Genomic DNA, 23,274 nt, shown 5'->3' with positions numbered 1-23,274 from the left:
CAAGCCGCCAACGGCTCGATACCTACGGCTGACAGCGTGCAAGGCTATCTGCGATACCATTTCCCCCAGGCTGGCGTTGAGGTCTTTGTAGAGGTACCCGAGGACTGCCCAGACGACAGCGACGACGTATGGTCAATTGTCATCACCTACGGCGATAGCGGGGTCATGTTAGCCCCCTGAGCTGAGCTGGGGTAGCGGACGTTGTGCGCCGTCACCGGATCGCCGCGTCCGCAGGCGCTTCCCCCACGAACAGCAGCGAAAGGCATTGTCGGCGCGCAACAAACGCCATCGGAATCAATTCTTGATGCGCCCACCGGAGTGCTGGATGATGTTGCGGGCGATCAGTTCGGTGATCACGATGACCGCCACGGTTTCGGTGGCGAGAAGTCCAATGAGGACAAGCAGCTGGGTGGCGCCGGCCTGGACCGGGCCGCCTCCGCCGAGCAGGACGCCGACGAAGGCGCCGGGCAGGCTCACCAGGCCGACGGTGCGGGTCTGATCCAGCGCGGGGATCAACGCGTGGCGTAGCGACGGCCGGCACAGCTCGCGGACGGCGTCCGGGTCGGTGAAGCCGAGGGCCAGCAGCGCCTCGTATTCGCCGCGCCGGTGGGTCAGGTCGTCCATCACCCGCCGCCCGGCCAGCGAGGTAGCGGTCATGGCGCCGCCGATGAGGATGCCTGCCACGGGGACGATCGCGACGGTCGCCAACGGCACCGTGCCGGCGGCGACGACCAGTGACAGCACGGGCAGGACACCGGCGATGATGGCCGCGGCCGCCCACAGCCCGGTGCGGTGCCGCGTGATGCGCCGGGCGCTGGTGGCGGCGGCGACGAGAACCATGACGGTGACGAATGCCGCTGTCAGGCTCCACGCGGTGAGCACCGCGGTGATCACCAGCGATACGGCCGCCAGTTGCACGGTTGCCCGCGCCGACGCGGTGAGCATCGCCCGCCACACCCGTAACCTGCCCGCGGCGGAGGCGATCGTTGCTGCGGCACAGAGCACTGCCAGCACGATCCAGAAGGCGGGGCCCACGACGATGGATCCGGTTCCCATCGCGGGCCGCTAGTGGGTGGGAGACGTCATGCAGGAGTTGCCCTTCAGCGCGGGGATTGGTCGTGCGGTGGTGAGCGTTTGAAGCTCACCATAGCGAGTGCGGGCTCATTCGAACCGGATCGCGTCGTGCTCGGTGGTGGTCTTGACCAGAGGCAGCGCGGCCGCCGCGACGGTGATGGTGACGGCGGCGGCGACGAGCAGAACGAAAAGCATGGCCAGCCTCAGCCCTCCCTCCAATTCGGTCAGCTGGCGGCGGTCGAGTTCGATGTTCGCTTCATTCTCACCGGCCGCTCCGCGCTCGCGGGTCGGGCTGACCGGCACCGAGTAAGGTGACCAGGCAGGGCTTTGCGCGCGAATGGGGGAACTGTGGACTACAGCGGTTTGGTCAAGAGCCTGCAGCTTCCGCCGGGCCACCCGGCGCCCACACAGCTGGCCTACGACGACATCCACGCCCGAGTGCTCGGCCGCATGGACCTGCACGATGACGTACGGGGCGTCAATGCCAGCATCGAGCTCATTCAACGGACCAGGGGCGGCGGCTGGCCCGTGGAGCCGGTCACGGAGGAGTTCAATTACGTCGACCTTGTCTGGCACGAGTGCGAGTTTCGTGAGGGTTACTCGTTCTCCTACGCCTTGTACGACTCGGAAGGCGGCTACCTCGGCTGCTGTTACCTGTATCCGATGGGAAGACGGACACCGCTGACCGAGCAGCTGATCGAGCACGATGTGGATGCGAGCTGGTGGGTCACGCCGCAGGCATACGAGCGCGGCTACTACACCAAGGTGTACTTGGCCCTACGGCACTGGCTGCGCGACTGCTTCCCCTTCACCAACCCTTACTACTCCAACCTCGAGATCCCCGGCGCCGACCCGGCCTGAGCCGCCCCTCGCGGTTCGAGGCAAGTCCTAAGCTGCCGGCCTTGCGGTCCAACGCCCGCCGGGAATCCATCGGCCGCGCAGCCCGCCGGACCCTCAGCCTCGGCCCGAGCGTCAAACGCCGTTTCACCAATGAGTGTCGCGTGGGGCACATGAGTAGAGGTCGATGGCGAAAGTCTCGACGTTATCGACGCCCAGGACGACATCGACCCCCCAGACGGTCAGACATCGTCGGGCATGAACACCATGAGCTGGGCATACCCGTTGCCGCCTGACAGCATCACGCAATACCAGAAGACCCACTCGGTGCCCTCGCGCCCATTGCCGATGGCTTCGCACTCTGTGTAGTAGTCGTAGAAGCCATAGGGGACCCAGCCTGCAGAGGCTGGCTGGGCGATGCCGACGGCGAAGGCCGTCGCGATGGCGACCGCACCGAGTCGGGTGCATATGCGCCGTATCGAGGATTTCATGTGTTCGCCTTTCCGTTAACAGGTGCCATGGTCAACGAGTTGGCATGAAGCTTCATAGACGCGATTGGACAACGATTGAAATCTCACTGGACGGCCAGTGCGTCGCTCGGGACGTCGTTCTCAGCTGACACCCTGTCCCGCTTAGATTTCACCCACGAACAGCACTGAAAAGCTGTCGCTCTGGAGCGCTTCCGTGAGGACATGGAAACGCTGACGGCTGGGGACGGCCGGCGCGGCATCGAAGCCGGTGGACAGCCCGTTTGGCGGCGCAGCGATCGTTCGGCACCGCGCTTGTGGGGCGAACGCGGCAAAGCCAATCGACTCATAACCGGTTTGAAGCTTATCGTGCCGCCGTGGTGCAGCCGACTGTTCGCGTGTCCCGTGCTGAGCGCAGATCGTGGCTACTGCCTGATCATCAGGTGAGAACCGTTCGCGAGTACATCGTCGTCGATGACCCAGTGCGGGGCAGCGGACGGATCGATGCCAGGATCGTAGATGCGAATCTTGAGGTGATCCGGGGAGCCGGCCGAGCCAAGGGTGAGGTCGAAGCGCACTGACACGTTGGCCGTGGTGGTCTGCACGCCGCCGTTGTAGACCGTCAGGGTGGCATGGCCGAGGATGCTGGCGTGGAGGCTATCGGGCACCACAAGCCAGTCGACGGACGTGCTGGAGATGCTGAACTCATCCTTGTTGTTCTTCACCACATAGCTGAGGTCGAAGCTGCCGGAGGTTGGCGTGGTGGAGGTAGCAGCCTTGACATTGGTGAAGCCGACAATCACTTTGGCTGGGTTGTTGGAGGCGTCGCGGGCGATGGGCAAGGTGTCTGTGGCGTTGGGGAGGACTTTAGCGTGTCCCGTGACATAGCCGTTGGTGGCGTTGTACACCGCCAGGACGTCGACGCCCACACTCTCGTTTCCGACGCCGTCGGTGACGAAGACCTCGATGTTGTAGGTGTTGACGGCCAGGTTCGCCCCCAGAACGGCTTTCCACGTGTTGGTGGCCGCGTCGTACCCTAGCGGCTGCCTGGCGTTGCCATCGACTGTGTATTCGACGGACGCTACGTTCGTCAGATTGTCGTTCGCCGCGACACTCAGCTGTGTGGGCTGGCCCTGTGACAGCGGATTGGATGTCCAAGTCAGCGCTGAAATGGCGGGACCGGTCTTGTCGACCACGACCGTTATCGTGTTCGAGGCAGCGCCGGTCGAGCCGAACGCGTCGACGGCAACAACGTGGTAGCTGTGGCTGCCGTCGTTGGCCGTGTTGTCGCTGTACACCAGACTGGTGGTGGAGCCGAGCAGAATCGAGTCGCGATAGACGTCATAGTGGTCAGCGTTGGTGACCCCCTGCCATGTCAACACCGGAAGCCCCGTGGGGCTGGTGGCGGCCAGGTTGGTGGGTGAGGGCAGCCCGACAACGAGCTGAGTGGTGAACACACTGACGTTGCCGATGGAGTCGCCGGCCACGATTTCGATGGCGTGGTTGCCGTTGGGCAGGTCGGTTTGCGAGCCCAAGCCGGAGCTGAAAACTGCCCGCCATTTTCCTCTGCTAAGCGTCATCGGTTTGGCCGGACCGCCATCGACTCGATACTGGACCGGCCTGACCACACCTAAGCCGTGATCTGCCACGTCGGCGGTGAGGGTGGTGTTGTCTCCCGCCACGATGGGGTTGAGGGTCCAGGCAACATTCGATATCGAGGGCGCAGTGTTGTCGACACCGATTTGGATTTGCCTCGCATGCCAGCTTTCCTGGCCAAACTGGTCCACGGCCGTGACGGTGTAGGTGTGTGGGCCTTCAACAACTGCTTGGGTGTCGGTATAACTGGGCTGAGACGTGGAGTCAATCATGATCCCGTCGCGGCATACGTTGTAGTGGTTCGTCCCTGGCAACGACTGCCAGCTGAAGCTCGCAGCTCTGACCCACTCTTGCGGCGCTGTCAATCCTTGCGGGATCGGCATGGCGGGGGTGTCCAAGGATATCCGGCCGATGTGGTTTCCGCCGGCCGCCGAACTCTGGTCGGCAAACCATAAAGAGTTGCCTGGGCCAGCGGTGATCTGGCGCAGGGCAGACTCGAGGTTGGGCGAGTAGAACGCGCTGATGCCGAACGGCGCGAGGGTGATTCGATTTACCGCATTGTCGCCGCCGGTGTACCACAATGTACCGTCAGGTGCGGAGGTTATCGCGAACGGATTCGGCCCGGCGTCATATTCAGCTACTTCACCATCGGTCGTCATCCGCCCGATCTTGTGGGTCCGATATTCGGTGAACCACAGCGCGCCGTCAGACCCGGCCACGATGCTGACCAATCCCTTAAGCTCACTGCCCAAGGGGTAGAGGGTGAACTGCCCGTCCAGGCTCACGCGGCCGATCTTTTCGACGACCGGAATGTCGTTGCCTTCGGCGCGACCCTCGAAAAGAAACCAAAGCGCGCCGTCAGGTCCAGTTGTTATGGCGGAGATCTGCGGGTTGGCCGTCATCTCGTAGGCGCTGACTGGGACGGTGAAGCTGGTAACGTCGCCGCCTGTCGTGATTCGCCCAACCTTGGGCTGCCCTTGAACTGTCATGCCGAACCACAATGCGCCGTCGGGTCCTGCGGTCAGGCCGTAGGCGTCCGTGGACGAGCCGAGGGAGAACGAGGTAAATGCGCCGTCGGTCGTCATGCGGCCGACCACACCGCTGTTGCCCGAACTGGTGACATACCACAAAGCGCTGTCTGGACCGGCGACCAAGCTCGCGATTTGGTTTACTTCGGTGTTGTACTCGGTGATCTGGCCCGCAAGCGTGATCCGGCCGATTCTGTGCGTGCCCGTGAGCTCGCTGAACCAGACAGACCCGTCCGGGCCGGTCGTCACGGCATAGGGATTGCTGTCCGCTGTGGGCAAGGAGTAGACGGTAAATGGCGACGGACATGGTTCACCAATGGAGGTGGCATTGGCGGCGCCAGGTCGCAGCAGAACCACAAGCGGTACAGCGACAATACCCAGGGCAAACAGTGAGATGCGACGCCGTAGGCTCGCAACTGATCGCATAGTTCCACCCTTCGCTAAGGTCGCCACTACGCAATGTCATCACCGAATAGCTGTGTGCGACACCGTCTGGTTAGGTTGATGCGGTAGCGGTCGATTGACGCCAGCTCACGCTTACAGGCGCGATTCATCGACGAATGACTGAACCCGAAAGGTCCCCGCGCCGGGAGCGCTTGCCGCGACGTGGAAGCGGAATGCCTCAGCCGCTTGCGCAGCTGCAGACATCGAGCTCGCGCCCAGAAGGCAAGTCCAAAGCTGTCGGGCTTCCGGGACGTCTAGGCCCGGTGAGAGCGGCTGTGGCAGGGGCAACTGGACAACTGCGTGACAGCCGACCTCGGACGTGGCCTCTTAGCGTCGACGGCACCCGCGGCGGGCGGTCCGTCGCGGGTAGAGAGGCATCATATGAAGGCCACAGCTTTGGTGGCGGTGGTTGTGCTGCTGGGCGCGACCGGACCAGCCCAGGCCCGCCCGTGCGAGCCGCGGATCCTGCACACTTTCGTCGGCCAGCCGGCGAGCGTGTATGGCGGCGCGGTGGCGCGAATATCCGATGTGGACTCCGATCGGGTGGCGGACATCATTGTCGGCGCCCCCGGCTACACCGACACCGCCGGTGTGGTCGGCCTGGTCGAGGTTCGCAGCGGACGCACGGGAAAGCTGCTGCACAAGTTTCACGGCCAGCCCGGTGACAGGTTCGGCTACTCGATCGCGGAGGCGGGCGATGTGGACGGCGACAGTGTGCCCGACATCGTCGTCGGCGCCCCGGGCGTGGCACAGCTGGCCTGCGTCCAGTCGCCAGCCAAGGGCAGAGTCTATGTCCACTCCGGACGGACGGGAGCGCTGATCGCCAGGCACGAGGGTGTGGAGCCGGGCGGCCAGTTCGGCGCGGCGGTGGCGAGCGCGGGCGGCGGCGACGTCGTGGTGGGTGCGCCGTGTGCCAATAAGGCTGTCGTCATCGACGGCCGAAGCGGGGCCGTCAAGCGGACGCACACCGGCGCCCGCGAAGGTGACGCGTTCGGCTGGGGTGCGGGTGCGCTGGCGGACGGTTACGTGATCGGCGCTCCCGACGCGGGCGAGGGTCAGGGCGGCACGGCCTCGGTCTACGACCGCCATGGCCGGTGGCGGTTCACCGTCGCGGGTCAGACGCCGGGCGGCGACTTCGGCTGGTTCTTCACCGCGAGTTCCGGAGACGTCACCGGCGACGGACGCGACGATGTCTACGTCAGCGACTTCTCCACGGCCAACGGCGACGCCTATGTCTTCGACGGCCGTGACGGCAAGCTGGTGTGGCGCTTCACCGGCACCGAACCAGGTGAGGGCGCGGGGCCGGGCCGGGGCGCGGGCGACGTCGATCGCGACGGTCGCGCCGACGTGGTGGTCGGCTCCTACCTGAGCAGCGCCGGGGCGGATCACGGAGGCAAATTCACCGTCTACTCCGGACGGACGGGCAAGGCCATCGTCACCTATCCGGGCCCCAATGCGGGTGAGCTCATCGGATTCGATGTGGTCGGGCTCGGTGACGTGAACGGTGACGGCCGGGCCGACATGCTCGTCTCCGCCCGTGGACGCAACACTGTCTACGTCATAGGGCTCTAGCGGACCCGTCTCGGGCGGCCGATGGCGTGCAGCCGAAAGCTTCCCGGAACACGCGAGAATAGTGGCTGTGGCTGGAGAAGCCGTAGCGTTGCGCCACGGCGGCGAGGTTGGCCTCGGGGCGCAGCGCTTCTTGCAGCGACGCGCGCAGCCGCTGCTGGCGCCTATATGCCCACAGGCTCATGCCGGTGACCCTGGGGAACATCCGCGACAGGAACCAGGGGGAGTAGTGCGCGATGGCCGCCAGTTCCGCCAAGGACCACTGCCGGCCAGGATCGGCGGCGATCGCTTCTTTGATTTTCTCGACTTCTTTGCTGGTACCAGACAAAGCCTCGTCGGCACCGGAAAGCTCGGCCAGCGTGGTCAACGCGAGTTCTTCGAGTGCCAGCTCGTCGGGATGCCCGCAGGCGATCTCGCGCCGAATACGATAGGCGGCCATAACCGCTCTGTCTGTGCACACCCTGGCTTGGACGCCCGGCCGGATTCGCAGCCGCGCGGCCAATTCTGGCGACAGGGCCACGAAAGTGCAATGGTCGCCGCGGGTGGCCACCATCGTGCGGCGGTAGCGGACCCCGGGCGAATACCAGACACTCTCGTTGGTCGCGACCGTGTCGAAGCGGCCCGCGGTGATCCGCACCGCCGAGCCTGCGAAAGCGACGACCGCGTGCTCACGAATGCGATTGTCGGTGCGCCACAAGCCATCGGCCGGTGGGCAGCGAAACTCGCCCCACACGAACCCCGGCCCGTCGAACAGATGCCGCTCATGCTGGCAAACCCACCGGTCCAGAATCATTGCCCATCTCCGCGCGTCGTGGCTTCCGGAGGGAAGATGCGCCGGGAGCACGATTCGGTTGCGCCGGTCGGCTGGGCCACGGGCGGTCGGCACGTGATGAGGCTTCACAAGGGCGGGGGAGTCTGCTTAACTGTCTGCACCTGATTGGAGAGCGCTCTCCCATCGTCAACGAGGGGGAGGAGGTGAAGGCGCACACGCATTTCGTGCCGCCAGGGGGCGGCCGGCAGTTCGCGGTCCCGACGTGATCGGCGCACGTCTTCATAGTTTTTCCACGGAAGAGGTGCCAACCGATCATGTTCATTCGCAGAGTGCTGCTCTGTGTCACCCTTGTGCTGGCCGGGGTCGGCTTCAACGTCACCCCGGCGCAAGCCGCCGACTTCACGGTGCTGATCTTCAGCAAGACCGCGGGGTTCCGGCATGACTCGATCCCGGTGGGTATCACCGCGATCCAGCAGCTCGGTACGCAGAACAATTTCGCGGTCGAGGCGACCGAGGACGCCACCCAGTTCAACGACGCCAATCTGGCCAGATTCCGGGCCGTGATCTGGCTGTCCACCACCGGTGACGTGCTCGACGCCACCCAGCAGGCCGCCTTCGAGCGCTACGTGCGCGCCGGCGGCGGGTATGTCGGCGTGCACGCGGCATCCGACACCGAGTACGACTGGGCCTGGTACGGCAGCCTGGTGGGCGCGTACTTCGCCAGCCACCCGGCGATCCAGCCGGTCACTGTCCGCATCGAGGACACGGCCCACCCGTCCACCGCCGGCATTCCGGTGAACTGGAGCCGGACCGACGAGCTGTACAACTACCGCACCAACCCGCGCTCGGCGGTGCACGTGCTGGCCAATTTGGACGAGTCCACCTACACCGGTGGCAGCATGGGCGCCGACCACCCGATCTCCTGGTGCCGCGCCTATGACGGCGGACGCTCGTGGTACACCGGCCTCGGGCACACCCAGGAAAGCTTCAGCGAGGCCAACTTCCGCACCCACCTGCTCGGCGGTATCCGGTACGCGGCGCAGGGCACCGGCAGCTGCACGGTCGGCAGCCAGCCGCCGGTCGGCACGTTCAGCCAGGTGACGCTGGCCAAGGGCGTGGACGAGGTCGGCGAGCCGATGGGCCTGACCGTGCTGCCCAACCGCGGTGTGCTGCACACCTCCCGCAGCGGAGTCGTCCGCTACACCGACGTCAACGGCAACACCAAGGTGTCGATGACCCTTCCGGTGTACACCCACGACGAGGAGGGCATGCAGAGCATCAAGGCCGACCCGAACTTCGCCACCAACAAGTGGGTGTACATCTACTACGCCCCGCCGCTGAGCACCCCGGCCGGCGACGCCCCGACAACCGGCACCGCGGCGCAGTTCGCCCCGTTCAACGGCTCCAACAAGCTGGGCCGGTTCACGGTGCGCGACGACTTCACGATCGACCCGGCGTCGCTGGTCACGATCCTGGACGTGCCGACCAGCCGGGGGCAGTGCTGCCACGTCGGCGGTGACATCGACTTCGACGCGGCCGGAAACCTTTACCTGTCAACCGGTGACGACACCAACCCGTTCGACTCGGCCGGCTCCGCGCCGATCGACGAGCGGGCCGACCGCAACCCGGCCTTCGACGCGCAGCGCAGCGCGAGCAACAGCAACGACCTGCGCGGCAAGGTGCTGCGGATCAGGCCGGGAGCCACCGGTGGCTACACCATCCCGGCGGGCAACATGTTCCCGGTGGGCATGGCCAACACCAGGCCTGAGGTGTACGCGATGGGCTTCCGCAACCCGTTCCGGATGGCCGTGGACAAGGCCACGGGGGTGGTCTACCTCGGTGACTACGGCCCCGACGGCGGCGCCATCGCCGACCGCGGGCCGGCGGGCACGGTGGCCTTCGAGCGGATCACCGCGCCGGGCAACTTCGGCTGGCCGTACTGCTCCAACTACAACACCCCTTATAACGAGTACACGTTCCCCACCGGACCGTCGCTGGGTCTGTACAACTGCGCCGGTGGGCCGACGAACAACTCGCGCAACAACACCGGCATCACCGTCCTTGCGCCGTCGCAGGCAGCCTGGCTGCCCTACGGCGGCGCGGGGCCGTGGCGGCCCGAGCTGGGTGGCGGCGGCCCGATGGGCGGCCCGGTCTACAACTTCAACCCGGCGCTGGTCTCCGACGTGAAGTGGCCGGCCTCGTACAACGGGAAAGCCATCATCGGCGAATTCACCAGCCGCTGGATCAAGGCGGTCACGATCAATGCCAATGGCAGCGCCGGTGCGATCGATCCGGTGCCGTTCACCGGGACTTCGATCATGGATCTGGAGTTCGGGCCCGACGGTGCCCTGTATGTGCTCGACTACGGCACGACCTGGTTCGGTGGCGACGCCAACTCGGCCGTCTACCGCATCGAGTTCAACAGCGGCGGCAACCGGGCGCCGATCGCCCAGGCCGCAGCCAATCCGTCCAGCGGCGCGGCGCCGCTGACCGTGCAGTTCAGCTCGGCCGGCAGCAACGACCCCGACGGCGACGCGATCACCTACGCCTGGGACTTCACCACCAACGGCAGCACCGATTCGACAGCGGCCAACCCGACGTTCACCTACCCGGCCAACGGTGAGTACACCGCGACGCTGACGGTGCGCGACACGGGCGGGCGCACGTCGACGGCCAGCGTCGTCGTCGGTGTCGGCCGGGCGTCGATCCAGATCATCGGCCCGCCCAACGGCTCGGTGTTCCAGTTCGGCGACCTGGTGCCCTACGAGGTGCGGGTCACCGACCCGAACGTCGGCACGATCGACTGCAACCGGGTCGTGGTCAACTATGTGCTGGGCCACGACAGTCACGGGCACCCCATCACCAGCAGGACCGGCTGCACCGGGTCGATTCAGACCACAGTGGACGGTGAGCACGACGCGGCCGCCAACGTGTTCGGGGTGCTCGCCGCCGTGTACACCCCGCCGACCGGGACAGCGGTCCAGGCCCAGGCCCAGCTGCAGCCACGTACCCGGCAGGCTGAGCATTTCAGCACGATGAACGGTGTCATGCTCGCCGCCAAGGCCAGCGCGCACGGCGGCAACGCCGTCGGCTACATCGAGAACGGCGACTGGATTTCCTTCACGCCCTACAACCTGACCGGTGTCACCGGATTCAGGGCTCGCGTCGCCTCGGCCGGTGTCGGCGGCACGCTGACCGTAAGAGTCGGCTCGCCCACCGGCACCGTCGTGTCCACGGTGGCGGTCGCTCCGACCGGCGGCTGGGAGACATGGGTCGATGTGAACGGCACGGTGACCGTGCCGGCCGGAACGAACCAGCTGTACCTGGTGTTCACCGGCGCCGTCACCGGCTCGCTGTTCGACATCGACGATTTCACCTTCACCTCCGGCACCACCCAGCCCCCGGTGGGCAGCAACCTTGCACTGAACAAGCCGGCCACCGCATCCAGCGTCGAAGGTGCCTACGTGGCGTCGGCGGCGGTGGACGGTTCGCTGACCACCCGATGGGGCAGCGCCTTCGCCGATCCACAATGGATACAGGTCGACCTGGGTCAGTCGTATGCGATCAACCGGGTCAAGCTCACCTGGGAAGCCGCATTCGGTTCGGCGTACCAGATCCAAACCTCGGCCGACGGCACCACCTGGACGACGGTGCGTGCGATCACCGGCGCTGACGGCGGGGTCGACGAACATACCGGTCTCGGGGCCACCGGCCGGTTCGTGCGCATCAACGGCACGACCCGCGGCACCGGCTTCGGGTACTCGCTGTTCGAGTTCGAGGTCTACGGCGACGGCACACCGCCGCCTCCGACCAACAACCTCGCGCTGAACAAGCCGGCCACCGCATCCAGCGTCGAAGGCGCCTTCGTCGCCTCGGCGGCAGTGGATGGTTCGCTGACCACGCGATGGGGCAGCGCCTTCGCTGACCCGCAATGGATACGAGTCGACCTCGGCCAGTCGTATGCGATCAACCGGGTCAAGCTGACCTGGGAGGCCGCATACGGTTCGGCGTACCAGATCCAGACGTCCGCCGACGGCACCACCTGGACGACGGTCCGTTCGATCACCGGCGGAAACGGCGGAGTCGACGACAACACAGGACTCGGGGCCACCGGCCGGTATGTGCGGATCAACGGCACGGTACGCGGCACCGGATACGGCTACTCCCTGTTCGAGTTCGAGGTCTACAGCTGACCACGTAGGCTGGCACATCGCCAGGCGCGGACGACCGCTCAGGTCCTCCGCGCCTGGCCCGGCCTGAACGAGCGACTACGGCATCCGCCACCGGAAGGCTGTCGCAGGTACCCTCCAACGCTGGCTCTCAGAAAGGAAACAGGGCAGGCTGTCGTTGATTCCACCCGGTTCGCCGATCGGGATGGTTTGGTGGGCATGTGCAGTGAGGTCGCCTTGCGCGCTCACGGGCGCGCGCATGCGCCCAATCGCCGTCGTAGCCGCGTCACAGGTGGCCATATTGCGCCGTAGCTCCCGGCTGATGGTCGAAGGTGCTCTGCCTAGTTGCGCGGCGATCTCTCGGACGCTTAAACCCTCGCGGCGCAAGTGTCAGTGACACGTAAGGTGGCGATGCGCTGGCGTTCCAGCAGCGACAAATAGCGCTGGAGTACTGATGCTGGCTGCGCACGACTGGGCCGCTTCGGCGCCGTTACCTGAGCTCGTGGCAGCCCGCCGGTCTCGGCTCGCCACCGATAGCCGGTCTTACGGCCGATCCGCAGTCGTTGGCATGCCTCCACCGTGCCTACACCCGCCGCGATCAACAGCCGCACACCACGCGGAGATCTCAATGTCCGTTGACAATCGACGAGGAACCGGCGCCAGATGTCGAGGTCGTTCGGGCGTAGATGTGCGGTAGAACGGAAGAGCGCTACAGCAAGATCCGGCATACTGGATGCTTCCCGACACTGAGTGTTTGCGACCCAGGCGTCCAATGCCTGTTTGAGAATTTGCGGTGTAAGGAACTGGCCATGTGGCACTACGGCAGCTGCGGTAACCTCTTCTGCCCCACGGAAGCTGCGTGCGTCAGCCAGGAACCTGTGGAACAAGCGGCGCAAAGTATGCGTCTGGCCGCTCTGCCATCACCAGATGGCGTTGCCACGACGTTAGACCTTCGAAAGTCGATTCAAGCAATGAAAGACGTTCGCGGGCGCGGGGCGATGCAACTGTCGCCTGCCACGATCATGGGTTCTGGCGAGGATCTTGTGGCGGCTCCTACTGTCTGGTGAGTACTCGTTTTCGGAGCAGGTCGAAGTTTGCACGTCCGAACATTTGACGTTTCAAGGATTTCAGCCGGTTAACGTTGCCCTCGCAGGCGCCGGAGCTGTGTGGCAGGGACAGGCCGTTGCGGACCGCGGCGTAGTCCTGGCGGATGCCGCGGGCGAAGGTGTGTAGTTCGGCGATGTCGTCTGCTTCCACGGTGGCCAGCCAAGGTGTCCAGGTCGGCGGTCGCGGTGCGGTGGACCATCATTTTGGCGAAGCCGGTGATGTGTGCGGCGAGCCGGTCCAGGTCTGGGCATGCGGCTTGAATAGCGGCCAGGGTGGTCTGTTCGTGGTGGTCGAGATCTTCAGGGCGGCGTAGCAGCCAGTTGGTGTCGACAGCCCCGAACTGGCCGCCACCCGGGATCCTGCCCGCAGGTTTACCGTCCTGCTACGCGAGCGCCGCGGCCACGAACTCGAAGCCTGGGTCACCGACGCCGAACCCAGTCTGGTGCCCGAGATCGCCACCTTCGCCGCAGGCCTACGCAAAAGACTGGAAAGCCGTCGTCGCCGGGCTCACCCTGCCCTACAGCTCCGGCCGGGTAGAGGGGCGGATCAACAAGGTGAAGGCGTTGAAACGCAACATGTTCGGCCGCGCCAACCACCAACTACTCCCGTCAACGCATCCTGCTGAACGCATGAGCAGGCCATTCACCAAGATTGCAACAGAGCCATTTTCACGTGTCCTCTGACAGCACCCATCTGAGAAGGCGGCGAAGATCGTTCCGCCTCAATGGATCATAGGCTGCGGCAGGCGTTTGGGTCATGCAGCTGGACCGCTCCCTTGGTAATTCGGTATAGCGGGGTTGATCGCTTGTGCCGCGAGGTTCTTCATGTCCTGCCCTGACTCCGCCGTCCGACTCTGCAGGCCTATGCCCGTTTGGCGCCTTCGTTCCATGATGTTGATCATCCGTTCGTGGAGGTCTGACGACGACGCAACCGTCGATGTACCTAAAGGAACATGTTCTAAAATTTTTGAGCTTTGACATGTGCGAGTGTGCGTCAGATATTAGAACGTGTTACAGGTTACTATCTCGGTCCCACGCATGAGTACATCTAAGGATTGCTATGTCTGCAACTCACAGTAGACGCAAGGTGCTTGCTGGTGCTACCGCTCTTGGCGCTGGCACGCTTGTCGCCTCCTCCGCTCTCACCCGCGTCGCCTGGGCCGCGGAGGAGGAATACGACCTGGTCGTGATCGGATCTGGCGCCGCTGGAATGACGGCGGCCCTGCGCGGCGCGGCACGCGGCCTGCGCACGGTCGTGGTCGAGAAGGCGCCGACCTTCGGCGGGTCGGCGGCCCGATCGGGTGCCGGGATCTGGATCCCTAACAACGAGGTCATCCTGGCCGCGGGCGTGCCCGACACCCCAGCCAAGGCGGCCGCTTACCTGGCGGCGGTCGTCAAGGGCGACGTGCCGCCCGACAGGCAGGCGGCCTTCCTCGCCAATGGGCCCGAGATGATCGCCTTCGTCCAGCGCAACAGTCCGCTGCGCTTCCGTTACATGGACGGCTACTCTGACTATTACCCCGAACTGCCCGGCGGCATCGCCAGGGGTCGATCAATTGAGCCCGATCTGTTCGACGGCAACCTTCTCGGCGCGGAGCTGCCCAACCTGAATCCCGCCTATCTGCCCACACCGGCAGGAACGACCGTGTTCAGTACGGACTACAAGTGGCTCAACCTGGCCACGGTGAATCTCCACGGCGCCGAGGTCGCGGCGGAGTGCGTCGCGCGGTACCTGACCGCTGTCGCCCTGGGCAAGGTGCCGTTGACCATGGGCCAGGCGCTGGCCGGCGCCTTGCGTGCGGGTCTGATGCGCGCTGGTGTTCCCGTCTGGCTCAACACTCCGTTCGAAGAGCTGCGCTTCGACGGCATGGGCCGGGCCACCGGCGTGATCGTGCGGCGCAACGGGATGTCCACATTGGTCAAAGCCCGCAAGGGCATCGTCATCGGTTCGGGTGGGTTCGAACACAACCTGAACATGCGCCTGACCTACCAGCAGCAACCGATCGGCGTGGATTGGACGGTCGGGGCGCAAGAGAACACCGGCGACGGCATCCGCGCCGGGTTGGCCGCGGGCGCCGCGATCTCCCTGATGGACGACGCGTGGTGGGGTCCGGCGATCCCGCTGCCCGAGGAGCCCTACTTCTGCCTGGCCGAACGCACTCTGCCGGGCAGCATCATCGTCAACACTGCCGCGAAGCGGTTCGTCAACGAGGCCGCGCCTTACAGCGACGTCGTTCACGTCATGTACCAGAAGAACGCCGTCACGCCCGACATTCCGGCCTGGATGATCTTCGATCAGAACTACCGCAACCGGTACCTGTTCCGCGATGTGCTGCCCACACTGCCGTTCCCGGACGCCTGGTACAGCTCCGGCGCTGTCGTCAAGGACTGGACCATCGCCGGGCTCGCCCGCAAGATCGGGCTGTCGGGGAGCGCGCTGTTGTCCACGATCAACCGCTTCAACGGGTTCGCACTGTCCGGAAGGGACACCGATTTCAAGCGGGGCGACAGCGCCTACGACCGCTATTACACCGACCCGGCGGTCGGGCCGAACCCGTGCCTGGCAACGATATGGCTGCCACCCTTCTACGCCTGCAAGATCGTCCCGGGCGACCTTGGCACCAAAGGCGGCCTGGTCACCGACGTCCGCGCTCGGGTGTTGCGGTCGAACGGTTCGGTGATCCCGGGCCTGTACGCCGCGGGCAACGCCAGCTCAGCGGTCATGGGACACAGCTACGCCGGAGCGGGATCGACCATCGGCCCCGCGATGACGTTCGCCTACATTGCCGTCAACGACATCGCGGATACCACCGTATAGAACGAAGCAACCCGCGCCGAAAGAATTCTGAAGGCGATTGATCTTTGATGGGTGGATCCTCTGTGAGGCGGGGGTTCACCCAGCAACTTTGCTGTCGCTCATGTTGCCCTTGGTGGTCTCCCACAAAGAGCTTCGACAGCACCACCTACAGATCGAGGTCCGCTCCCGCATGTGGACCTTTCAAGGTGAACCCAGCGGATCCGCTGATGCACTGTTGACATCTTCAGACCAACGCGCGGATCAAGCAAAAGCGGTCATTACCTGCTCGCCGTCCACGCCCCCAAATTCGCTTGATCGTGCATAGTGCAACGGGTGCCTGTCACTACCTCTGCCGTCTGTTCTGCAAGGGCGGCTGTGACCGATCCTGGTTACCATGCCGTCCATGGATGAACACGGGGACGGGAAGAATCGGGCAAGGTGGCGCAGGAGCGTGGCGACGCTGGGCATCTGGTACGTCTTTGCCGCGCTTGCGCCGATCGTAGTGGGCGCCTGGCTCCTGGGTACGGAGTTCCTGGATCTCGGCGCGAAGCCGCAGGCTCCGTTCAAACCCTGCACTGGGCCGATGAGGTGCGGCGGATGGTTCCCGAACTGGTGGGACGTGCTGCGCCATACAGCAGCGTTCCTGGTGGTGAGCCTAGTGATCGCGCTGCCGCTGCGTGCCTTCCTGGTTCGCCGGTTCGAGTCGCCGGTAGCGGCCGGTACCTTAGCAGCGGTTAACGCTTGGACGGTCTGCGCGCTGGGTGTCTGCTGCCTATCGTGGCTGCTGGCCCGCTGACCAACATCACTTGGGACTCCTGCTGCGTTCCGGCCATCCAGCCGGCTGGTGCCTGACTCACCGCCGAGGCGGCACTTGCAAGACCGATCGCGCACCCGTGCATTCGCGGCGCGACAAACGTGGCTGCGGTGCGCATGACCGGGCGAAGATAAACGCTATGCAAGTTTTCTGACACGTTTGACGCTGGCCTGCAAGCGGTCTTGGGGAAGCCGAAATCGGGCGATCTGGCTGACCAAGCGGATCACAGCCTGCACCCGGCTATCGCCACCTGCCGCCACCGTCGGTAACCAGGCAAGAAGCCTCTGCCGCGCGGCTGGCGGGGTAGCCGCAGAAGCGGCCACGAACAAGACGGCATCGAGTTCGGCCACGACACCGTCCAACGTCGACCGCGCCGGCAGCAGCGCCTTCAGCGCGTCGCGAAGCACCTGATCGCCTCCTGCCGACATCCGACCATGCTGCCACATCCTCCCACTCCCTGCTGATATCGATCCACCTCGAACTATTCCGTCCTTACCGCCTTCAGCGTGTCGGCACGCGGCTCTCGGCAAATCCGTGCGTAGCCTTCCGGAGCTGACAGATCAGTTTGTCCGCAAGCGGTTGGCTCTGAGACGCAAGGCGATCGCGGCTCGCTGATCTGGAGGTTCAGCCTGATTAAGCAAGCCGACGTTGCCTATTTCACCTCATCTTTCACCTCATCGCCGAAGCCCGTGAGGACGGCTGCAGCTGGCACGACATCGCCACACTGCTTGGTACCACGCCAGAACAGGCCCGGCTCCGCTACGGCCCCGACTCGCCTGGCGCGGACGCCCGCTGGATGCTCAACCCATGGGTTATGCACTATCCCGCCTGATCCTGGCTGGTTCAGAGGAAAAAGATCGAGCGCCAAGCCGCTCCGCCGCGCTAGCGTCCCGGGCATGGAATTTGGCGTTCCGACGGCACAGCAGTTGGCTGAGTTCTTCTTGGCCGCTCAGCACCCCCTCACCCGCCGGTGGGTGGACGATGGCGCCCGATTGGCGCTACTGGCCGAGCAGCGGTCCGACGACGTGTTGTTGGCCACCGATGTGACGGTCGCCGCATCACGGGCGCGGCGATTTGCACCCCGGCAGCCGGCACAGGCGCTCCTCAACTACTGGGTCGCCGCTGCCGCTGATCTTCACGCCATGATGAGCATCCGGTACCAAGGCCTCGACCCGGCCAAGCCGTTCGTGGACGCCACGGTATTGAGCAGACCGTTCACCGCCGATGACATGGCAGCGCTGGCGCAAGCGGCGGCCAAGACCTACGGCACCCTCCAACCCCGGTATCTGCGTCTATGGAGTGCCGCACCGGCAAGCCGCTTCGCGGACACCATCCCGGACAAACGCTTCCTTGCCGCCCCTGTCACGGCCCTGCGCGCCGGCGCTGGCCAACCCGTCCCCACCGGACTGGGGCTCGCGCCAGCCAGCTCACTGGAACACTACACACATGCCAGAGCGGCCTACGACGCCATGGCCACCAAACATCCAGGTCACCCCGAACAGGCCGGGATCGCCGATCTCGAAGACCTGCAGGACAACCTGGCCAACGGCACCTTATTCGACGTCACCATCGACGACCGGTGGGCAGGCTACCTGGCCGTGAGCACCAATGGTGAAAGCCTCGGCATGCCGGCGTACATCGTTGAGGAACTCGTCCTGGCCACACCGTTCCGCGGCCGTGGTTACGGGCCATACCTCACCACACTGCTTGCGCGGGCCTTGCCCGACGCGACCCGCATCCTGGTTGGCACCATCCACGCAAACAACCAGGGAGCCCGCCACGCCGCCGAACGCGCCGGCCGGCGTGACATCGGGGGCTGGATCCAGCTGCCCCTGCAACGATCGCAAGACTCCGCAGAATCTACACCAGACCACACTGACCAGCGGTAACCAACGCTAAGTCGAGTCCCCTCACCATCCGAAATGGAGCCGAGGTAGCCCTAAACTCTGCGATGCCAGCATTAACCCCAAGTCAAGTCCCCGGACACATCTTCCTCAGGGTTCCTGATTGGTCGGCTCGCTTGGGTGTCTCCTTCGAGCACGAGCTCCATCAGACCGCGCTAGAAGCTTCCCCGCCCTTCCCAAAGCCTATCTCTGGACGCCAACCAAGGTGTGAGATTTGGCGATGAGTTCCCGCTCACCGCCGACGTGGTCGAGCCCGATTTGTCAGCCCACAGCAAAGCGTCTACCTCTGCTGCGGAGGTTCGTAAGGTCAACCAGTTCTTGTAGCCCGGCATGACGAGGGTGCCATCGACGAACCCCGCACAGCTTCTATCGGCTGCTCGGAGGCACTTTCCTTCTCGCTTTGAGCGACCGCCACGCAGTTGACCTTCCCGGCTGCCAGCCACCAATAGGTCAACAGCGCGCCAAATGAGTGCAGTGCCAACGTATCGCCGGGCGAAGTACTGGTCATCGACTTCCATCTATTGACGACGCATCGACTGATGATGGGACAGGACAGTTCAGGACCGCAGTCGGGCATCAGCGTGGAGTCGATAGCGTACGAAGCGCCTGTTCCAGATGTTGGTTTCACCGTCATGGCGGAAGCCGAGCCGCACGACGGCGTGGGCGCCGCCACGGGTAGGTGGCAGGAGAACGATCACAGAGTCGAACCCGCATGTGTCGAATGCGTAGTCCAGGATGCGGTCGAAAATCTGCCTGCCATGGCCCCAGAACCGCTGATGCAGGACCATCGCGAGGTCGACGTCGCCGTCACGTTCTGGCTGTAGGCCACCCCAGCCGGCGAATTCGCCGTCGACCAGAAACGCCCAGGGACCATATCCGTGATCGCGCCAAAGGGCTTCCTTGCCTGTGACGAACGCCGCGCACTCGGCGGCGCCGAAATCGCCTTCAGCCAGTGGCATGTGCCGTCGAACCAACCGATCGTTCATCAGCTCGATGATCTCAGCAGAGTCGATCTCGCTGAGCCGTCTCAACTGAAGGTCCACGTGTCCTCCGGCAGGTGGTCTCATGGCGGCGCACCACCATCGTCACTGTTGGCGTACCGTCACGCAAACCCCAATCGGCATTGGCATCGCTGGACGCCTCCACCCCCGTAAGCCAAGCCCCGAGAAGATGAGTCAGCGCGACACCGACGCGCGACTGCTCGGCAACGTTCCGATGGATAGCAACGAATAGAGCAATCGTCGCGCGGACAGCGCGAACTCGTCTCAGTCACCGTTCCCTTCGCGACCAACGTCAACAACTGCACCGAAGAGGTCTGTCGGCGGCTAGGGAGACGGCGCTGCGCACCGTCTCCCTAGCCCCTTTTGGATGTCGGTGGTGATGCGAGATGTGATGTGTGGGGTGTGCCGAGATGGTCTCAGCCCGATGGGCGTGGCTGTCACCTCGCAACGGCGCCGAAGCGGCGGCTGTGGTGCGAAGTGGGCCGCTGCACCCGTCGCTTGTGGCGGGAATGCGGCCACCGCTGCTAACGCCCCACTATCGGTAGGCTCCGGCAATGGCTTCTGCTAACCGCACGCTGAGCGCAGATGTTATCGAGGCGTTGACATACTGGCCAGATAGCTACGGACTTGGTAAGGACGTCCCCACGGACCCTGTGGATCTGTCGGTTCTGCCACCGTTGTTCGACGCCTTATTGCTGGAGCTGCCGTGGTGGAATCGCGATTGGAAGGTCACGCACGTTGAGCACGGTCGCCCATCGGAGGTCGCGAGCGATCACGACCGGTCGATGACAGGATTCACCGAGGTATCCGTACCAGGTTTCGTCGGCACCGAATCCGGCGATGCGTTGCCGTTCTTCGCAAGGGTCAGGTTTGAAGGCGACCAGCTGATCCGATTCCAGGCCAAGATCGGCGACATGGTGCTTGGTCCTGCGAATGCACCGGCCGGGCAGCCAGAACCTCATCCCTTCGGCAAGGTGTTCAGCAAGCTGATGGATCTGCGCGGGATCTCCATCAGAGACGCAGCCGTGCAAAGCGTGCGGTCGATGTCCACCATTAACATCCTTCGCAGCGGCCGTTGGAACCCGCATCCGATTCTTGTCAGGGAAATCGCCGCGGTTTTGAGCATGTCCGAGGAGGATGTCGCGGCGATCGCAGGACTCGACGATTAGACCGGCCGCCACGATTGCGTTGGGGTCCCACAGCCGTCTCATTTCCGGATGGGTCACCGTGACGAGTGATGTCAATATTAATTTCAATGATTGGCTTGACTTAGTTGGCAGTGGGCGAGGACGGTTGATTCCGCTGAGGTGACCCGTCTGTGCCAGGAGGAGCGATGCAGCTGTGTGGCAAGGCGATGGCGGCGACCGTGGTCTTCGTGGTGGTAGCTGGTCTACAGATAGCGGCGGTGCCCGAAGCAGTGGCTGCCCAGGGGTGCCGGGTGATCACGGCCGACCTTGGATACGGCGGATTCGCCCAGGATGTTAATGAACGCGGTCAGGTGGTTGGCACGACGGGGAATGCTGCAGGGCAGGTGCGCGGCTTTGTGTGGGATCGCGGAGTCACCACTGATTTGGGCTCGTTGGGGGGAGATCTCACTTGGGCCACTGACATCAGTGATACAGGCTTTGTCATCGGGCCGAGTTCCCTGGCCAGTGGGGAGCCGCGTGGTTTCGTCTGGCATCGTGGGGTGTTGACCGACCTCGGTGGCGTGGGTCGGCCTGCCATGGGTGCCAGGGCCGTCAACAATCATGGCTCGGTCACTGGGGGAAGCGATGTTCTCGGCACTGGCAGCGGCGCCATATGGCGGGATGGCGTTATCACGCCTCTGGGTACCTTGGGCGGCTCCTATAGCCAGCCGATGGCGATCAACAACCGTGACGAGGTCACTGGTTACAGCGCTTTGCCTGGCGGCATGGAAACGCATGCGTTTCGCTGGCGCCGTGGCGTCATGACCGACCTCGGCACGCTTGGTGGCCCGGATAGCGTGAGTACCGATATCAGTGACGCGGGCCATGTGGTGGGCTGGAGTTCCACTGGGGTGGCCGATGTGCAGCACGCGTTTATCTGGCGCGACGGGGTGATCAGAGATCTTGGTTCGCTAGGCGGTCCGTTTTCGCGCGCCCAAGTGGTCAACGCCCGCGGGCAGGTAGCCGGTTATGGCATCACCGCTGCGGGTGAGGAACACGCGTTCTTCTGGGAAGACGGTGTCATAACTGACTTGGGCACGCTTGGCGGCAGCGTCAGCCGCGCCAACGCGATGAACAAATGGGGTCAGGTGGTCGGGATCGCCAACACCGCGTATGGAGAGGAACATGCGTTTGTGTGGCAGCGCGGTGTCATGACCGATCTGGGCACCTTCGGCGGCATCTACAGCGAGGCGATGGCAATCAACGACCGTGGGCAGATCGTGGGCGCATCGCTGCCTGCCCAAGGCGGAGGCCACATCGCCCTCTGGACACTCGACTGCCACGGACGGCCCTGAACTGACCGCAACAAGGCACCGAAAGCGCTAAAGGCGGCCAGCGGCGGACATCGACAAAGCGTGTCACTCACCGTTCCCATGCGAACAAGGCCAAGGGGATGGAGGACCTATGGTCCTGGCCGTCGCGCGCTGACTACGCCGTGCCGCCCGAACGGCCCCTCAGTCCCCGCGCGGTCATGCGCGGGCCGCGAATCCGTCCAGACGGCACGACGTCGCTGCCTCACTCCCCGGAGCTGACTCCGGTGGCGGTCAGCAGGTTACCTCGATCACTGGGCTCTGCGTCTGCGCGGTGCCCGCCGGTGGCTGGAAGCCGGCCGGGAACACCACGGTTTGGTAACCCTTGGTGTAGTAGTACTGCGGTATACCTCGGCAGAAGTCGAATGCCGTGGACTGCTTCGGACCGGCGCTGCGGTAGTCATAGTCGAGCGACCCGATGCCGATCAGCGAAAAGCCGTACCCGTCGAGGTAGCGGTAAAGCTCTGCCTGCACCCCCAGATATTCCACTACTGCGTCGCACCCGATCTTGGACTTGCCGTCCACCGAGGAGGGCATCTCCCTGGAGATGTGCGGCCAGTCCGACGACGCGGTGCAGTTGATCACCGCCGGGCCCGCGGCCGTGGCCATCGCCGCGGGCCGGCTGGTCACCGTGCTCCGCTCGCCCGCACCTTTCTTCGCAGCGAGCTGTACCTCGAGTGGAATGCCCTTTGTCGTGACTATGACCGTCCCAGCCGGGGCCACCGCGGCGACCGGGACGGGCAGTGCTGCCTGCGCCGGAGCCGGCGCGACGGCCATGATGAGCGTGGCGCCGAAGGCCGCCGTGGAGGCGTAGCCGAGTGCCCGCCTGGTCCGGCCAAGGTTGAATGAGTGCATTGCGATCCCTCCGTCTCGGCAACGGTTCCTGTCGATCCGTTGCGCGATTGGGAGCGTAGGCACGCGCGGTACCCGCGGTCGTCCGTAGAACTACGGCACTCAGTACGCTAAGTATTCGATCTAGATAAGGCGTGCGGCCTGTTGCGATGACGGCGGTCTCGGGTGAGCATGTGGTGTGCAGGAACTCATTTCGGTGGACGACGTACGCGCGGCTGCGGCCAGGATCGGGCCTGTGGGGTGTCAGCGCTCACGGATTTCCCCACTTTGAGCTGGGTTTCGCTCACGTAATTCCCCACCCTGCGGCGGCGTCGCTCACGTAATTCCCCATGGGGAGTGTGAGCGGG

Annotated in this window: 17 protein-coding genes and 1 pseudogene; 8 read left to right on the top strand and 10 right to left on the bottom strand. The window is 64.6% G+C overall.

Going from position 1 to position 23,274, the window contains the following annotated elements; all coding sequences use genetic code 11:
* Window positions 1–294: 294 nt before the first annotated feature.
* Window positions 295–1,056, bottom strand: a complete 762-nt coding sequence (locus Rhe02_RS34455) for an ABC transporter permease (RefSeq protein ID WP_203912638.1) — start codon at window positions 1,054–1,056, stop codon at window positions 295–297.
* A gap of 105 nt (window positions 1,057–1,161) precedes the next feature.
* Window positions 1,162–1,377 carry a hypothetical protein gene (locus tag Rhe02_RS34450; RefSeq protein ID WP_203912637.1) on the bottom strand — a complete coding sequence of 72 codons (216 nt, stop codon included), beginning with the start codon at window positions 1,375–1,377 and terminating at the stop codon, window positions 1,162–1,164.
* Between the two features lie 45 nt (window positions 1,378–1,422).
* On the opposite strand from Rhe02_RS34450, the gene Rhe02_RS34445 reads away from it, so the two are divergent.
* On the top strand, window positions 1,423–1,935 hold the full coding sequence (locus tag Rhe02_RS34445) for a GNAT family N-acetyltransferase (protein ID WP_239124241.1): 513 nt from the start codon (window positions 1,423–1,425) through the stop codon (window positions 1,933–1,935).
* Between the two features lie 218 nt (window positions 1,936–2,153).
* Here Rhe02_RS34445 and Rhe02_RS34440 read toward each other — a convergent pair whose 3' ends face one another.
* Entirely contained in the window at window positions 2,154–2,402 is a 249-nt protein-coding gene (locus tag Rhe02_RS34440) for a hypothetical protein (protein WP_203912635.1), read from the bottom strand.
* Between the two features lie 401 nt (window positions 2,403–2,803).
* Window positions 2,804–5,281 carry a virginiamycin B lyase family protein gene (locus Rhe02_RS34435; RefSeq protein WP_203912634.1) on the bottom strand — a complete coding sequence of 826 codons (2,478 nt, stop codon included), beginning with the start codon at window positions 5,279–5,281 and terminating at the stop codon, window positions 2,804–2,806.
* Between the two features lie 546 nt (window positions 5,282–5,827).
* Here Rhe02_RS34435 and Rhe02_RS34430 point away from each other — a divergent pair.
* Window positions 5,828–7,018 carry an FG-GAP-like repeat-containing protein gene (locus Rhe02_RS34430; RefSeq protein WP_203912633.1) on the top strand — a complete coding sequence of 397 codons (1,191 nt, stop codon included), beginning with the start codon at window positions 5,828–5,830 and terminating at the stop codon, window positions 7,016–7,018.
* Here Rhe02_RS34430 and Rhe02_RS34425 read toward each other — a convergent pair.
* On the bottom strand, window positions 7,005–7,901 hold the full coding sequence (locus tag Rhe02_RS34425; protein ID WP_203912632.1) for a helix-turn-helix transcriptional regulator: 897 nt from the start codon (window positions 7,899–7,901) through the stop codon (window positions 7,005–7,007). The genes Rhe02_RS34430 and Rhe02_RS34425 overlap by 14 nt on opposite strands.
* 200 nt (window positions 7,902–8,101) lie before the next feature.
* Here Rhe02_RS34425 and Rhe02_RS34420 point away from each other — a divergent pair, with 200 nt between their 5' ends.
* On the top strand, window positions 8,102–11,980 hold the full coding sequence (locus Rhe02_RS34420) for a ThuA domain-containing protein (protein WP_203912631.1): 3,879 nt from the start codon (window positions 8,102–8,104) through the stop codon (window positions 11,978–11,980).
* A 270-nt stretch (window positions 11,981–12,250) separates the two neighbouring features.
* Here Rhe02_RS34420 and Rhe02_RS51145 read toward each other — a convergent pair.
* Together Rhe02_RS51145 and Rhe02_RS34410 are read right to left on the bottom strand one after the other, a co-directional pair.
* Window positions 12,251–12,585, bottom strand: a pseudogene (locus tag Rhe02_RS51145) (helix-turn-helix domain-containing protein); the annotation flags it as partial.
* A gap of 424 nt (window positions 12,586–13,009) precedes the next feature.
* Window positions 13,010–13,222 (bottom strand): transposase, encoded by a 213-nt coding sequence (locus Rhe02_RS34410; RefSeq protein WP_275412666.1) that lies wholly within the window; start codon window positions 13,220–13,222, stop codon window positions 13,010–13,012.
* 900 nt (window positions 13,223–14,122) lie between these two features.
* Between Rhe02_RS34410 and kstD the strand changes: the two genes are divergently transcribed.
* Complete coding sequence (gene kstD, locus Rhe02_RS34405; protein ID WP_203912628.1) at window positions 14,123–15,880, top strand: 3-oxosteroid 1-dehydrogenase; 1,758 nt, start codon at window positions 14,123–14,125, stop codon at window positions 15,878–15,880.
* Between the two features lie 382 nt (window positions 15,881–16,262).
* Entirely contained in the window at window positions 16,263–16,655 is a 393-nt protein-coding gene (locus Rhe02_RS34400) for a hypothetical protein (RefSeq protein WP_203912627.1), read from the top strand.
* Window positions 16,656–16,810: 155 nt separating this feature from the next.
* Here the strand turns inward: Rhe02_RS34400 and Rhe02_RS34395 are convergent, their stop codons facing one another.
* Window positions 16,811–17,080 carry a hypothetical protein gene (locus Rhe02_RS34395; RefSeq protein WP_203912626.1) on the bottom strand — a complete coding sequence of 90 codons (270 nt, stop codon included), beginning with the start codon at window positions 17,078–17,080 and terminating at the stop codon, window positions 16,811–16,813.
* 489 nt (window positions 17,081–17,569) lie between these two features.
* On the opposite strand from Rhe02_RS34395, the gene Rhe02_RS34390 reads away from it, so the two are divergent.
* The gene (locus tag Rhe02_RS34390; protein ID WP_203912625.1) at window positions 17,570–18,562 is read left to right on the top strand and encodes a GNAT family N-acetyltransferase; all 993 of its coding nucleotides are present in this window, start codon (window positions 17,570–17,572) and stop codon (window positions 18,560–18,562) included.
* A gap of 572 nt (window positions 18,563–19,134) precedes the next feature.
* On the opposite strand, the gene Rhe02_RS34385 is transcribed toward Rhe02_RS34390, so the two are convergent.
* The gene (locus tag Rhe02_RS34385) at window positions 19,135–19,620 is read right to left on the bottom strand and encodes a GNAT family N-acetyltransferase (protein ID WP_203912624.1); all 486 of its coding nucleotides are present in this window, start codon (window positions 19,618–19,620) and stop codon (window positions 19,135–19,137) included.
* A gap of 512 nt (window positions 19,621–20,132) precedes the next feature.
* On the opposite strand from Rhe02_RS34385, the gene Rhe02_RS34380 reads away from it, so the two are divergent.
* Window positions 20,133–20,747 (top strand): helix-turn-helix domain-containing protein, encoded by a 615-nt coding sequence (locus Rhe02_RS34380; protein ID WP_203912623.1) that lies wholly within the window; start codon window positions 20,133–20,135, stop codon window positions 20,745–20,747.
* A gap of 164 nt (window positions 20,748–20,911) precedes the next feature.
* On the top strand, window positions 20,912–22,060 hold the full coding sequence (locus Rhe02_RS34375; protein WP_203912622.1) for a hypothetical protein: 1,149 nt from the start codon (window positions 20,912–20,914) through the stop codon (window positions 22,058–22,060).
* A 249-nt stretch (window positions 22,061–22,309) separates the two neighbouring features.
* On the opposite strand, the gene Rhe02_RS34370 is transcribed toward Rhe02_RS34375, so the two are convergent.
* A complete protein-coding gene (locus tag Rhe02_RS34370; protein WP_203912621.1) occupies window positions 22,310–22,930 on the bottom strand; it encodes a hypothetical protein in 621 nt (206 codons plus the stop codon).
* Window positions 22,931–23,274: the final 344 nt, after the last annotated feature.

Source organism: Rhizocola hellebori (assembly GCF_016862955.1).
Taxonomy (GTDB): domain Bacteria; phylum Actinomycetota; class Actinomycetes; order Mycobacteriales; family Micromonosporaceae; genus Rhizocola; species Rhizocola hellebori.
Note: the sequence above shows the minus strand (reverse complement) of the source record. Positions and strands in the feature narration are given on the sequence as shown.